The following is a 14,303-nucleotide window of genomic DNA, read 5'->3' as shown; positions in this document are numbered from 1 at the left end:
CCGATGACACATTTTTACCCTTGCCAGTTTTACCCATTGCGGCGCGTGTCACTGAATGATAAAACCGATATCCACAGGAATAACTTATACCAATGTCTGTCACCGGATTATCGTCAATGACAGGATGTTGATTGGACAACAACACAACGTGGTGAGGGGAAATGGCTCAGGTCTTCAATTTTAGTTCAGGTCCGGCAATGTTACCGGCAGAAGTACTTAAACTGGCTCAACAGGATCTTTGTGACTGGAACGGTCTTGGCACGTCAGTGATGGAAATTAGCCACCGTGGCAAAGAGTTCATCCAGGTCGCAGAGGAAGCGGAGCAGGATTTTCGCGATCTTCTCAGCATCCCCTCCAACTATAAAGTGTTGTTCTGCCATGGTGGTGGTCGTGGGCAATTCGCGGGTATACCGTTAAATATTCTGGGCGATAAAACCACCGCGGATTACGTCGATGCCGGTTATTGGGCCGCCAGCGCAATTAAAGAAGCGAAAAAATACTGCACGCCAAACGTTATTGATGCCAAAGTCACCGTGGACGGCCTGCGTGCTGTTAAGCCGATGAGTGAATGGCAACTTTCTGATAACGCGGCATACCTGCACTATTGCCCGAACGAAACCATCGATGGCATTGCGATCGATGAAACGCCGAATTTTGCCAGCAACGTTGTGGTCACGGCGGATCTGTCCTCTACCATTCTTTCCGCACCGCTTGACGTTAGCCGTTATGGCGTAATTTATGCTGGGGCACAGAAAAATATCGGCCCGGCCGGCCTGACGATTGTCATCGTCCGTGAAGATTTGCTGGGTAAAGCTCATGTCTCATGCCCGTCAATCCTCGACTATACCGTGCTGAATGACAACGATTCCATGTTCAATACGCCGCCAACCTTTGCCTGGTATCTGTCTGGCCTGGTCTTTAAATGGCTGAAAAAGCAGGGCGGTGTTAATGCGATGGATAAAATTAACCAGCAAAAAGCGGAATTGCTCTACGGCGTAATCGATAACAGCGATTTCTACCGTAACGATGTGGCGAAATCCAACCGTTCACGCATGAACGTACCGTTCCAGCTGGCTGACAACGCATTGGATAAACTGTTCCTGGAAGAGTCTTTTGCTGCGGGCCTGCACGCGCTGAAAGGGCATCGTGTAGTCGGCGGTATGCGTGCGTCCATCTACAATGCCATGCCGCTTGAAGGTGTTAAAGCACTGACCGATTTCATGGTCGATTTCGAACGCCGCCGCGGCTAATCTGCTGTACTTTTCATCCCCACAGCTCGTCTGTGGGGTTTTTATGTCTGTTTTTGAGAGTCGAGTTTCATGGAATCCCTGACGTTACAACCCATTGCGCGGGTGGATGGCACCATCAATCTGCCTGGATCCAAAAGTGTTTCTAACCGCGCTTTGCTGCTGGCTGCATTAGCCAATGGCACCACTGTCCTGACCAATCTGCTGGACAGCGATGATGTTCGCCATATGCTCAATGCTCTGAATGCGTTAGGGATTAGCTATACCCTTTCTGCCGATCGTACCCGCTGCGAGATAGTTGGCAATGGCGGTGTGTTGCACGCAGAAGGTGCAGTTGAGCTGTTCCTTGGTAACGCCGGAACCGCAATGCGCCCGCTGGCCGCAGCGTTATGTCTGGGCAGCAATGACATCGTGCTGACGGGCGAACCGCGCATGAAAGAGCGCCCGATTGGCCATCTGGTTGATGCGTTGCGCCAGGGCGGAGCCAAAATTGACTATCTGGAGCAGGAAAACTATCCACCTTTACGTCTGCGCGGTGGCTTTACCGGAGGCCAGGTTGAGGTAGACGGTAGCGTTTCCAGCCAGTTCCTCACTGCGTTGCTGATGACTGCGCCGCTGGCGCCGCAGGATACGACGATCGCAATTAAAGGTGACCTGGTATCCAAACCTTACATTGATATCACACTGAACCTGATGAAAACGTTTGGTGTTGAAATTGAAAATCAAAACTACCAGCGCTTTGTCGTGAAGGGGCAGCAGCAGTATCAGTCACCGGGTGCATACCTGGTTGAAGGTGATGCTTCTTCCGCTTCCTATTTCCTTGCGGCGGGTGCTATTAAAGGCGGTACGGTAAAAGTTACCGGGATTGGCCGCAACAGCATGCAGGGTGATATTCGTTTTGCCGATGTACTGGAGAAAATGGGTGCAACCATTACATGGGGAGACGATTTTATTGCCTGTACTCACGGCGAGTTGAACGCAGTGGATATGGATATGAACCATATTCCTGATGCGGCGATGACCATTGCAACGGCGGCGCTGTTCGCTAAAGGCACCACGACATTACGTAATATCTACAACTGGCGCGTCAAAGAGACCGATCGTCTGTTCGCGATGGCGACGGAGTTACGCAAAGTTGGCGCGGAAGTGGAAGAGGGGCATGACTTTATCCGCATCACCCCGCCTGCAACATTGCAATTTGCGGACATCGCGACCTACAACGATCACCGCATGGCGATGTGTTTCTCGCTGGTGGCGCTGTCTGACACGCCGGTGACCATTCTTGACCCAAAATGTACCGCCAAAACCTTCCCGGATTATTTCGAACAGCTTGCTCGTATTAGTACATCTGCCTGATTTTATTGCCGCACTTTCGGGTGCGGCACATTCTGACATCTCCGATTGCCTATTTATTCTACACTCAGCTTCAATGATTCTGCATTTTTCACACAAAGATAACGATCGTTGGCGTTGGCGCGTATAATGCGCGGCGTTCACGTTAATGTACGCCCTTTTAAGGAGAAAAAGATGACGGCAATTGCCCCGGTTATTACCATTGATGGCCCAAGTGGTGCAGGTAAAGGCACCTTGTGCAAGGCAATGGCGGAAGCATTGCAGTGGCATCTGTTAGATTCAGGCGCGATCTACCGCGTACTGGCGCTCGCAGCGTTACATCACCATGTTGATGTCACATCTGAAGATGCTCTGGTACCGCTTGCCTCACACCTTGATGTGCGTTTTATCTCAACAGACGGCAACCTGGAAGTCATTCTTGAAGGTGAAGATGTCAGCGGTGAAATACGTACTCAGGAAGTAGCGAATGCCGCCTCTCAGGTTGCGGCGTTTCCCCGCGTGCGTGAAGCGTTATTACGTCGTCAACGCGCATTTCGCGAATCCCCTGGTCTGATTGCTGATGGACGTGATATGGGCACCGTGGTGTTCCCGGATGCGCCGGTGAAAATTTTTCTGGACGCCTCCTCGCAAGAACGTGCGCATAGACGTATGCTACAGTTGCAGGAGAAGGGCTTTAGTGTTAACTTTGAACGCCTTTTGGCCGAGATCGAAGAACGCGATTATCGCGATCGTAATCGTGCTGTAGCGCCGCTGGTTCCCGCTGCTGATGCTTTAGTTTTGGATTCAACCCGATTAAGCATTGAGCAAGTGATTGAAAAAGCGTTACAATACGCGCGCCAAAAACTGGCTCTCGCTTAAGTGCGACCGAATTTGCAGTACCCCCGTTGCAATGGATTGACAGCGGGTATGTTAAACAACCCCATCCGGCATGGAGCCAGGTGGACGTTAAATATGAAACCTGAAGATTAAACATGACTGAATCTTTTGCTCAACTGTTTGAAGAATCCTTAAAAGAAATCGAAACCCGTCCGGGTTCCATCGTTCGTGGTGTTGTTGTTGCTATCGACAAAGACGTAGTACTGGTTGACGCTGGTCTGAAATCTGAGTCCGCCATTCCGGCAGAGCAGTTCAAAAACGCCCAGGGCGAGCTGGAAATCCAGGTTGGTGACGAAGTTGACGTTGCTCTGGATGCAGTAGAAGACGGCTTCGGTGAAACCCTGCTGTCCCGTGAAAAAGCTAAACGTCACGAAGCTTGGATCACGCTGGAAAAAGCTTACGAAGAAGCTGCAACCGTTACTGGTGTTATCAATGGCAAAGTCAAGGGTGGCTTCACTGTTGAGCTGAATGGTATTCGCGCGTTCCTGCCGGGTTCCCTGGTAGACGTTCGTCCGGTCCGCGACACGCTGCACCTGGAAGGCAAAGAGCTTGAATTCAAAGTAATCAAGCTGGATCAGAAGCGTAACAACGTTGTTGTTTCCCGTCGTGCCGTTATCGAATCCGAAAACAGCGCAGAACGCGATCAGCTGCTGGAAAACCTGCAGGAAGGCATGGAAGTTAAAGGTATCGTTAAGAACCTCACTGACTACGGTGCATTCGTTGATCTGGGTGGCGTTGACGGCCTGCTGCACATCACCGACATGGCATGGAAACGCGTTAAGCATCCGAGCGAAATCGTAAACGTTGGCGACGAAATCACTGTTAAAGTGCTGAAGTTCGACCGCGAGCGTACTCGTGTATCTCTGGGCCTGAAACAGCTGGGCGAAGATCCATGGGTAGCTATCGCTAAGCGTTATCCGGAAGGTACCAAACTGACTGGTCGCGTGACCAACCTGACCGACTACGGCTGCTTCGTTGAAATCGAAGAAGGCGTTGAAGGCCTGGTTCACGTTTCCGAAATGGATTGGACCAACAAAAACATCCACCCGTCCAAAGTTGTTAACGTTGGCGATGTAGTGGAAGTTATGGTTCTGGATATCGACGAAGAACGTCGTCGTATCTCCCTGGGTCTGAAGCAGTGCAAAAACAACCCATGGCAGCAGTTCGCGGAAACCCACAACAAGGGTGACCGTGTTGAAGGTAAAATCAAGTCTATCACTGACTTCGGTATCTTCATCGGCCTGGACGGCGGCATCGACGGCCTGGTTCACCTGTCTGACATCTCCTGGAACGTTGCAGGCGAAGAAGCAGTTCGTGAATACAAAAAAGGCGACGAAATCGCAGCAGTTGTTCTGCAGGTTGACGCAGAGCGTGAGCGTATCTCTCTGGGCGTTAAACAGCTCGCAGAAGATCCGTTCAACAACTGGGTTGCACTGAACAAGAAAGGCGCAATCGTAAACGGTAAAGTCACTGCAGTTGACGCTAAAGGCGCAACCGTAGAACTGGCTGACGGCGTTGAAGGTTACCTGCGCGCTTCTGAAGCTTCACGTGACCGCGTTGAAGATGCAACTCTGGTTCTGAGCGTAGGCGACGACGTTGAAGCTAAATTCACCGGCGTTGATCGTAAGAACCGTGCAATCAGCCTGTCTGTTCGTGCTAAAGACGAAGCTGATGAGAAAGATGCAATCGCAACTGTTAACAAACAGGAAGATGCTAACTTCTCTAACAACGCAATGGCTGAAGCTTTCAAAGCAGCTAAAGGCGAGTAATATCGAGTGCTCTAAATCCTTTGTGCTGTTAACGGCACAAAGGGTGACGAGTAGCTTGACAGATTACAGGATTCGTCCTGTAATCAATGACAAAGGGCGGCTACGGCCGCCCTTAATCAATGCAGCAGCTAATTATGCCTTTAAGGAACCGGAGGAATCATGACCAAGTCAGAATTGATTGAAAGACTTGCAACCCAGCAACCTCATATTCCCGCGAAAGCGGTTGAAGATGCAGTTAAAGAGATGCTGGAACATATGGCCTCGACTCTTGCGCAGGGCGAGCGTATTGAAATCCGCGGTTTCGGCAGCTTCTCTTTGCATTACCGCGCACCACGTACCGGACGTAATCCGAAGACCGGCGATAAAGTGGATCTGGAAGGGAAATACGTTCCGCACTTTAAACCAGGTAAAGAATTGCGCGATCGCGCCAATATTTACGGTTAAGTTTTTAGCGAGACTTAACGCCGAGAAAAGCACCCAAATGGGTGCTTTTTTCATTTCTGTCCACCTATCCTGGAATCCTCATCCCAGTTAATTTGTACGTTACAACCATCACTAAATGTCTGCGGAACTCAGGCCGTATAACGATAAATTGATGCCAGACAACCGTCGAAGAGTACTGCACACTCCCTGTAACAGGGAGGTGATTGATGAAAATAACAACGGTGAGTACCTGCGCATTACTCGGTATCCTCCCACTCATGCTATTACCCATGCTGCCAGGCATGTTGTGTATCGGCATTGTATTTTGTCTGGCATGTCTGCTCTGTTTTCTCCCCTACAAATATATGCGTTCCGCCGGACTAACCCTGCTGTTTTTTCTTTGGGGAATCCTGGCCGCGGAAGAGGCTATGTGGGCAGGTAATACGCTGCCTGCGAAAACCCAGCAAGCCATTGTGCGGATAACCGGAACTGACAATATGACAACGCACTACGGCCAGATCACTCACCTTCAGGGGAAACGAATCTTTCCTGCGCAAGGAATCGTCTTGTACGGGCAGTATTTATCCGGTGATGTTTGTGCGGGTCAGACATGGGCGATGACGTTGAAAGTCCGCGCTGTACACGGTCAATTAAACGAAGGCGGATTTGATAGCCAGCGTTACGCATTGGCGCAGCATCAACCGCTGACGGGACGATTCTTGCAGGCTTCGGTTATCACACCACAATGCAGTTTGCGTTCGCGGTATCTCGCCTCGCTTAAAACGGCACTCGGTGACTATCCCTGGCAGCAGGTCATACTGGGTCTGGGAATGGGGGAGCGCTTGTCCGTGTCACAAGAGGTGAAAACGATTATGCGTGATACCGGCACGGCTCATTTGATGGCTATCTCCGGGCTGCATATTGCGTTTGCTGCACTTCTGGCTGCCGGAATAATTCGTGCGGGACAATTTTTTATGCCTGCCAGATGGATTTACTGGCAGGTTCCATTAGTGGGTGGGATTGTCTGCGCCACATTTTATGCCTGGCTGACGGGGCTGCAACCCCCTGCATTACGAACGGTTGTTGCGCTGCTAGTCTGGGGGGCGCTAAGACTTAGCGGCAGGCAGTGGAGTGGATGGTCGGTCTGGATCTGCTGTCTGGCAGCCATTCTGGTGGTGGATCCGGTTGCCGTTCTTTCGCAAAGCCTATGGTTGTCTGCATCCGCCGTTGCGGCACTGCTGTTCTGGTACCAATGGGTACCGCTCCCGGACTGGCCGCTGTCGCGTGCTGGACGTCAATTTCTGGCGCTGACTCATCTGCAATTGGGTATTACGCTTCTGCTTCTTCCCGTGCAAATCGCAATGTTTCACGGTTTTAGTCTGACCTCGTTTCTGGCTAATTTGTTTGCCGTCCCTTTGGTCACGTTTGTTTCCGTACCCTTGATATTAGCAGGCATGATCATGCATTTAGCCGGGACGGTGATGGTTGAATCAAGCCTGTGGTATCTGGCGGATCGTTCTCTGGCGCTGCTATTTTGGGGGCTCAGAAGTCTGCCTGAAGGGTGGATCAATATTGATGCACGCTGGCAATGGCTCGCATTTTTACCCGGAATGATGATTATCGCATGGCGACTAAATATCTTGCGTACGCTACCGGTGGTCTGTTTCTCTGTGCTCCTTTTGCTGAGTGGGCCGCTTTGGCGTGCACCGCATACTGATGTGTGGCAAGTGCATATGCTGGATGTCGGGCAGGGGCTGGCGATGGTGATTGCGCGAAATGGGAAAGCGCTGCTTTACGATACCGGTCTGGCATGGCCTGAAGGCGATAGCGCACAACATCTGATTATTCCCTGGTTGCGTTGGCATAATCTGGAGCCAGAAGGAATTATTTTAAGCCATGAGCACATGGATCACCGCGGCGGGTTGCACTCCTTACAACAAGCCTGGCCGTCGCTATGGGTAAGAAGTCCGCTGAGCTGGAAAGGTCATCTCCCGTGTTTTCGCGGAGAGCATTGGCAATGGCAAGGGTTAACCTTCAGTGCGCACTGGCCTGTGCGTGGAAATACAGACCAGGGGAATAACCACTCCTGTGTGGTTAAGGTCGATGACGGATATCAGAGTATTCTGCTGACCGGCGATATCGAATCTCCTGCTGAACAAAAAATGCTAAGTCACTATTGGCAGCACCTTCAGTCGACGGTGATGCAGGTTCCACATCATGGCAGCAATACTTCATCATCACTGGCACTCATTCAGCGGGTTGACGGGCAGGTCGCACTCGCCTCTGCATCCCGTTACAACGCCTGGCGTCTGCCGTCCTGGAAAGTGAAGCAACGTTATCGGCAACAAAATTATCAATGGCTGGATACCCCCCATCAGGGACAGATTACGCTGGATTTTTATCAAAAAAACTGGCGCATACGCAGCATGCGGGATCAGATTTTACCTCGTTGGTATCATCAGTGGTTTGGCGTGTCGGAGGATAACGGGTAGAATATGCGGCTATTCTAACAAATGCTGGTTTTTTGAATGCATAACGATAAAGATCTCTCTACGTGGCAGACGTTTCGCCGACTATGGCCAACCATAGCGCCTTTTAAATCGGGTCTGATCGTGGCGGGTATAGCGTTAGTCCTTAACGCGGCCAGCGATACCTTCATGTTATCGCTCCTTAAACCATTACTGGATGATGGTTTTGGTAAAACGGATCGCTCGGTGCTGCTGTGGATGCCGCTGGTGGTCATTGGGCTGATGATAGTTCGTGGCTTAACCAGCTATGTCTCCAGCTACTGTATCTCATGGGTGTCAGGCAAAGTGGTCATGACCATGCGCCGCCGCCTGTTTGGTCATATGATGGGCATGCCCGTCTCCTTTTTTGATAAACAGTCTACAGGGACATTGTTATCACGTATTACCTATGATTCAGAACAGGTTGCGTCATCGTCTTCCGGCGCGCTGATCACCGTGGTACGTGAAGGGGCCTCAATCATTGGCCTGTTTATCATGATGTTCTATTACAGCTGGCAGCTGTCGCTGATCCTGATTGTACTGGCGCCAATTGTGTCAGTGGCAATCCGTGTGGTTTCCAAGCGCTTTCGTAGCATCAGTAAAAACATGCAAAACACTATGGGGCAGGTTACGACCAGTGCGGAGCAGATGCTGAAAGGCCATAAAGAAGTTCTGATTTTTGGTGGTCAGGAAGTTGAAACCAAGCGCTTTGATAATGTCAGCAACAAGATGCGTTTGCAGGGCATGAAGATGGTTTCTGCTTCTTCTATCTCCGACCCTATCATCCAGCTGATTGCGTCTTTGGCACTGGCCTTCGTGTTGTATGCGGCCAGCTTCCCAAGCGTAATGGAAAACCTGACAGCAGGTACAATTACGGTTGTCTTCTCCTCAATGATCGCATTAATGCGTCCGTTGAAATCTCTGACCAACGTCAACGCGCAGTTCCAGCGCGGTATGGCGGCATGCCAGACCTTATTTACGATTCTGGATAGCGAACAGGAGAAAGATGAAGGTAAACGTGTGATCGATCGTGCTACCGGCGATCTCGAGTTCCGCAACGTGACTTTCACTTATCCGGGACGTGAAGTACCGGCTCTGCGTAACATCAACCTGAATATTCCAGCGGGTAAAACCGTTGCTCTGGTTGGCCGTTCGGGCTCAGGGAAATCCACTCTCGCCAGCCTGATTACGCGCTTCTACGATGTTGATGAAGGGCAGATTCTGATGGACGGACACGATCTGCGCGAATATACCCTGGCATCACTGCGCGATCAGGTTGCGTTGGTTTCGCAGAATGTGCACTTGTTTAACGATACGGTTGCCAACAATATCGCCTACGCGCGTACCGATATGTACAGCCGTGAGCAGATCGAAAAAGCGGCACAGATGGCCTACGCTATGGATTTCATCAGCAAGATGGACAATGGCCTGGATACGGTGATTGGTGAAAACGGCGTCCTGCTTTCCGGCGGACAACGTCAGCGTATCGCTATTGCCCGTGCCTTGTTGCGTGACAGCCCAATACTGATCCTTGATGAAGCAACATCGGCTCTTGATACTGAATCTGAACGCGCGATTCAGTCTGCGCTGGATGAGCTACAGAAAAACCGTACTTCTCTGGTCATTGCTCACCGTCTTTCAACCATTGAACAAGCCGACGAAATCATCGTGGTGGAGGATGGTCTGATTGTCGAACGCGGGACCCATAGCGAGCTGATTGAGCAGCGCGGGGTGTATGCGCAATTACACAAAATGCAATTTGGTCAATGATCGCACGTATCTGGTCTGGTGAATCGCCGCTGTGGCGATTGTTACTTCCACTCTCCTGGCTGTATGGCCTGGTGAGTGGCGCGATCCGCTTATGCTACAAGTTGGGGCTTAAACGCGCATGGCGCGCGCCAGTCCCGGTTGTGGTGGTCGGAAACCTTACCGCGGGCGGAAACGGTAAAACGCCGGTGGTGATTTGGTTGGTTGAACAACTGCGACAACGCGGGATCCGCGTGGGTGTGGTGTCGCGTGGTTATGGTGGGAAAGCGACTGCTTACCCGCTGTTGCTAACCGCTGATACTACTACCGCAGAAGCGGGCGATGAACCTGTGCTGATCGCCCAACGTACCGGCGTGCCGGTAGCGGTATCCCCGGTAAGATCGGATGCGGTAAAAGCCATTTTGGCCCAACACGATGTGCAGATTATTGTGACGGACGATGGACTACAGCACTATCGTCTGGCGCGAGATGTTGAAATCGTGGTCATTGACGGCGAACGTCGGTTTGGCAACGGTTGGTGGCTTCCCGCTGGTCCAATGCGGGAACGTGCAGGTCGCCTTAAATCGGTGGATGCGACTATTGTTAACGGTGGCGTTGTGCAGCCAGGGGAAATCCCTATGCGACTTGAACCGGGGCTGGCCGTTAATTTACGTACCGGTGAACGCCGTGATGTGGCGCAATTGTCCAATATTGTCGCCATGGCGGGCATTGGTCATCCACCGCGTTTTTTTGCCACGCTGCAAGCGTGTGGTGCCAGCGTACAAAAAAGCATTGCGCTGGCAGACCATCAGTCTCTGACCTACAGTGACGTCAGTGCGTTTGTAGACGCCGGACAAACGCTGGTAATGACGGAAAAAGATGCGGTTAAGTGCCGGGCATTTGCCGATGAAAACTGGTGGTATTTACCTGTTGACGCTCATTTGTCAGGCGATCGGCCTGATGTGTTGTTGGATAACTTAATCTCGCTGACTCGCTAACTGATTCACGCTGCGGCAGCGAATCATTTATGAGGCCATAAATGTCGTTGCCGCGCCTTTCTCTGACGGATGCCCGTCATCTTCACCTTTCCGCTCAAGGGCTGCTGAAAAAAACACGCCGTCGGGCAACCCCAGCAGATATTCTTACCACCATTTCTCGCATGTCGTTACTGCAAATCGACACCATCAATATTGTGGCGCGCAGCCCTTACCTGGTGCTGTTTAGTCGTTTGGGCGATTATTCCCCCCAGTGGCTGGATGACGCATTGCAGCAGGGCGAATTGATGGAATACTGGGCGCACGAGGCCTGTTTTTTGCCGCGCAGCGACTTTATGCTGATACGCCACCGCATGCTGGCCCCGGAGAAAATGGGCTGGAAATATAAAGCGGCATGGATGAAAGAACATGCGCATGAAATTGAGCAACTGCTCCAGCACATCCAACATAACGGACCAGTACGCTCTGCCGATTTTGAGCATCCGCGCAAGGGGGTCAGCGGCTGGTGGGAATGGAAGCCGCAGAAGCGTCATCTTGAAGGGCTGTTCACTGCCGGGAAAGTCATGGTGGTGGAACGGCGTAATTTCCAGCGAGTGTATGATCTAACCCATCGCGTCATGCCGCACTGGGACGATGAACGCGACCCACTTTCGCAGGAAGATGCTGAAAGTGTCATGCTGGATAACAGTGCCCGCAGTCTGGGGATTTTCCGCGAACAATGGCTGGCAGACTACTACCGCCTGAAGCGCCCAGCGCTAAAAAACTGGTGCAACGAACGGGCGGAACAGCGGCAGATTATTCCTGTCGACGTTGAGGGGCTAGGAGCCTTGTGGCTGCATAGCCACCTTCAGCCGCTGCTTGAACAGGCGCTGGCAGGCAAATTAACGGCGACCCACAGTGCAGTATTATCACCTTTTGATCCGGTGGTCTGGGATCGTAAACGGGCAGAGCAGCTATTCGATTTTAGCTACCGGCTGGAGTGTTATACGCCAGCACCGAAACGTCAGTATGGTTATTTTGTCTTGCCGTTGCTGCATCGTGGACAGTTGGTTGGGAGGATGGATGCCAAAATGCACCGTAAAACGGGTGTGCTGGACGTTATTTCGCTGTGGTTACAGGATGGGGTTAAGCCTGGAGTAACGTTGCAAAAAGGATTGTTTCAGGCGATTGACGATTTTGCCCGCTGGCAACAGGCAACACGCGTGACGCTGGGACGTTATCCTGAAGGTTTATTTGCTGATGCACGCCATGGTTGGGAAATAGACCCAGCCCTTTAAGCGATTATGTTAATATTTACGGATTCACAATCCGGTCCATCTGGAGGAACTATGGATCATCGTCTGCTTGAAATCATTGCCTGCCCGGTATGCAATGGCAAACTCTGGTTTAACCAGGAAAAACAGGAACTGATTTGTAAACTGGATAACCTTGCTTTCCCACTGCGTGATGGCATTCCCGTGTTACTGGAAACCGAAGCCCGCGTTCTGACTGCTGATGAGAGTAAATCATGAGTTTTGTGGTCATTATTCCTGCGCGTTATGCGTCCACACGTCTGCCGGGTAAGCCGCTGTTGGATATCAACGGCAAGCCGATGATCGTGCATGTACTGGAGCGTGCGCGTGAATCTGGCGCTGAACGTATCATCGTTGCCACCGATCACGAGGATGTCGCTCGCGCGGTAGAAGCGGTGGGTGGCGAAGTGTGCATGACTCGCGCCGATCACCAGTCTGGTACGGAGCGCCTGGCGGAAGTCGTCGAGAAATGTGGTTTTAGCGATGATACCGTTATTGTGAACGTACAGGGTGATGAGCCGATGATTCCGGCGGTCATTATTCGCCAGGTGGCTGAGAATCTGGCGCAACGTCAGGTCGGTATGGCGACTCTTGCGGCTCCGATTCACAGTGCCGAAGAGGCATTTAATCCGAATGCGGTAAAAGTCGTGTTGGACGCTGAAGGATATGCTCTCTATTTTTCACGCGCGACCATCCCATGGGATCGCGATCGTTTCGCCAAAAGTCTGGAAACGGTGGGGGACACCTTCCTGCGCCATCTGGGCATTTACGGCTATCGCGCTGGTTTTATTCGCCGCTATGTTAACTGGCAGCCAAGCCCGCTTGAGCATATCGAAATGCTGGAGCAGCTGCGAGTGCTGTGGTACGGCGAAAAAATTCACGTTGCCGTCGCAAAAGAAGTCCCGGGTACCGGCGTAGACACTGCCGAAGATCTTGAGCGCGTTCGCGCCGAAATGCATTAGTTTTTCTCACGGCACTCCCCCCATATTGAGGCGTATTTTTGGGAGGAGTGTCGTATCGTTGCGCTTTCCCTCCACTTTTCTTTTCATCAATTGATCTCATCCGGGTGACATCTGTCTGCACGACGCTCATTATGAAAGCAGTAGCATTTATGAGGGCAATCTGAAATGGAACAGTTGCGTGCCGAACTCAGCCACCTGCTGGGCGAAAAACTCAGTCGCATAGAATGCGTGAATGAAAAAGTGGATACGGCCCTGTGGTCACTGTACGACAGCCAGGGAAATCCGATGCCGCTGATGGCGAGAAGTTTCACCACGCCAGGTATGGCGCAGCAGCTGGCTTGGAAAACCTCCATGTTGGCGCGCAGCGGTACGGTGCGTATGCCCGTCATTTACGGGGTCTTAACCCACGAAGAGCATCCCGGTCCTGATGTGTTACTGCTTGAGCGTTTACGTGGCGTGCCGGTGGAAGCGCCAGCCCGAACGCCCGAACGCTGGGAACATTTAAAAGATCAGATCGTAGAAGGTCTGCTGTCATGGCATCGACAGGATAGCCGTGGCTGTGTGGGAATGGTGGATAACACGCAAGAGAATATCTGGCCATCCTGGTATCGCCAACGTGTTGAAGTGTTGTGGACCACGTTAAATCAGTTCAACAATACCGGGCTGACGATGCAGGATAAGCGGATCCTGTTTCGCACCCGTGAGTGTTTGCCCGCTTTATTTGAAGGATTCAATGATAACTGCGTGCTAATCCACGGTAATTTTAGTTTACGTAGCATGCTCAAAGACGCCCGTAGCGATCAGCTTCTGGCGATGGTCGGACCGGGTTTGATGCTGTGGGCACCCAGAGAGTATGAATTGTTCCGTTTAATGGATAACGCGCTGGCGGAAAGCCTGCTTTGGCAATACCTGCAACGCGCGCCAGTGGCTGAGTCCTTCATCTGGCGGCGCTGGCTGTATGTGTTATGGGATGAGGTGGCGCAACTGGTCAACACCGGACGTTTTAATCGATCTAACTTTGACCTGGCCACGAAATCACTGCTGCCGTGGCTCGCCTGATGAACATGTGAACGCCTTATCCGGCCTACAATTCTGCGCTGAACACGTAGGCCTGATAAGACGCGTTAGTGTCG

At 51.7% G+C, this 14,303-nt stretch carries 12 protein-coding genes; all 12 read left to right on the top strand.

Annotation, left to right across the window (positions count from 1 at the left end):
* Window positions 1–161 precede the first annotated feature (161 nt).
* The 12 genes from serC to OGY18_RS15045 all read left to right on the top strand — a co-directional run bounded on the left by serC (window position 162) and on the right by OGY18_RS15045 (window position 14,229).
* Window positions 162–1,250, top strand: coding sequence for a 3-phosphoserine/phosphohydroxythreonine transaminase (gene serC, locus OGY18_RS15100; RefSeq protein WP_063940621.1), 1,089 nt, complete (start codon window positions 162–164; stop codon window positions 1,248–1,250).
* Between the two features lie 69 nt (window positions 1,251–1,319).
* On the top strand, window positions 1,320–2,603 hold the full coding sequence (gene aroA, locus OGY18_RS15095; RefSeq protein ID WP_003831919.1) for a 3-phosphoshikimate 1-carboxyvinyltransferase: 1,284 nt from the start codon (window positions 1,320–1,322) through the stop codon (window positions 2,601–2,603).
* 171 nt (window positions 2,604–2,774) lie between these two features.
* Complete coding sequence (cmk, locus tag OGY18_RS15090; protein ID WP_003831921.1) at window positions 2,775–3,458, top strand: (d)CMP kinase; 684 nt, start codon at window positions 2,775–2,777, stop codon at window positions 3,456–3,458.
* Window positions 3,459–3,571: 113 nt separating this feature from the next.
* Complete coding sequence (gene rpsA, locus OGY18_RS15085) at window positions 3,572–5,245, top strand: 30S ribosomal protein S1 (protein ID WP_003035776.1); 1,674 nt, start codon at window positions 3,572–3,574, stop codon at window positions 5,243–5,245.
* Between the two features lie 159 nt (window positions 5,246–5,404).
* On the top strand, window positions 5,405–5,689 hold the full coding sequence (gene ihfB, locus OGY18_RS15080) for an integration host factor subunit beta (protein WP_003035780.1): 285 nt from the start codon (window positions 5,405–5,407) through the stop codon (window positions 5,687–5,689).
* Between the two features lie 206 nt (window positions 5,690–5,895).
* A complete protein-coding gene (locus OGY18_RS15075; RefSeq protein ID WP_286553506.1) occupies window positions 5,896–8,160 on the top strand; it encodes a ComEC family protein in 2,265 nt (754 codons plus the stop codon).
* 36 nt (window positions 8,161–8,196) lie between these two features.
* Window positions 8,197–9,945, top strand: a complete 1,749-nt coding sequence (gene msbA, locus OGY18_RS15070; RefSeq protein WP_286553504.1) for a lipid A ABC transporter ATP-binding protein/permease MsbA — start codon at window positions 8,197–8,199, stop codon at window positions 9,943–9,945.
* Window positions 9,942–10,919 carry a tetraacyldisaccharide 4'-kinase gene (lpxK, locus tag OGY18_RS15065; RefSeq protein WP_286553502.1) on the top strand — a complete coding sequence of 326 codons (978 nt, stop codon included), beginning with the start codon at window positions 9,942–9,944 and terminating at the stop codon, window positions 10,917–10,919. Before msbA ends, lpxK begins: the two co-directional genes overlap by 4 nt.
* 41 nt (window positions 10,920–10,960) lie before the next feature.
* Entirely contained in the window at window positions 10,961–12,193 is a 1,233-nt protein-coding gene (locus OGY18_RS15060) for a winged helix-turn-helix domain-containing protein (RefSeq protein ID WP_286553498.1), read from the top strand.
* Between the two features lie 51 nt (window positions 12,194–12,244).
* Window positions 12,245–12,427: a protein YcaR gene (ycaR, locus tag OGY18_RS15055; protein WP_003035793.1), complete on the top strand. Its 183-nt coding sequence runs from the start codon at window positions 12,245–12,247 to the stop codon at window positions 12,425–12,427.
* Complete coding sequence (gene kdsB, locus OGY18_RS15050; RefSeq protein WP_003831932.1) at window positions 12,424–13,170, top strand: 3-deoxy-manno-octulosonate cytidylyltransferase; 747 nt, start codon at window positions 12,424–12,426, stop codon at window positions 13,168–13,170. Before ycaR ends, kdsB begins: the two co-directional genes overlap by 4 nt.
* Before the next feature lie 165 nt (window positions 13,171–13,335).
* Window positions 13,336–14,229 carry a YcbJ family phosphotransferase gene (locus OGY18_RS15045; protein ID WP_003831934.1) on the top strand — a complete coding sequence of 298 codons (894 nt, stop codon included), beginning with the start codon at window positions 13,336–13,338 and terminating at the stop codon, window positions 14,227–14,229.
* Window positions 14,230–14,303 lie beyond the last annotated feature (74 nt).

The sequence above is a fragment of the Citrobacter sp. Cpo142 genome (assembly GCF_030332425.1).
Lineage (GTDB): Bacteria > Pseudomonadota > Gammaproteobacteria > Enterobacterales > Enterobacteriaceae > Citrobacter > Citrobacter portucalensis.
The sequence above is the reverse complement of the archived record's forward strand: the minus strand, read 5'-3'. Positions and strand labels throughout refer to the sequence as shown.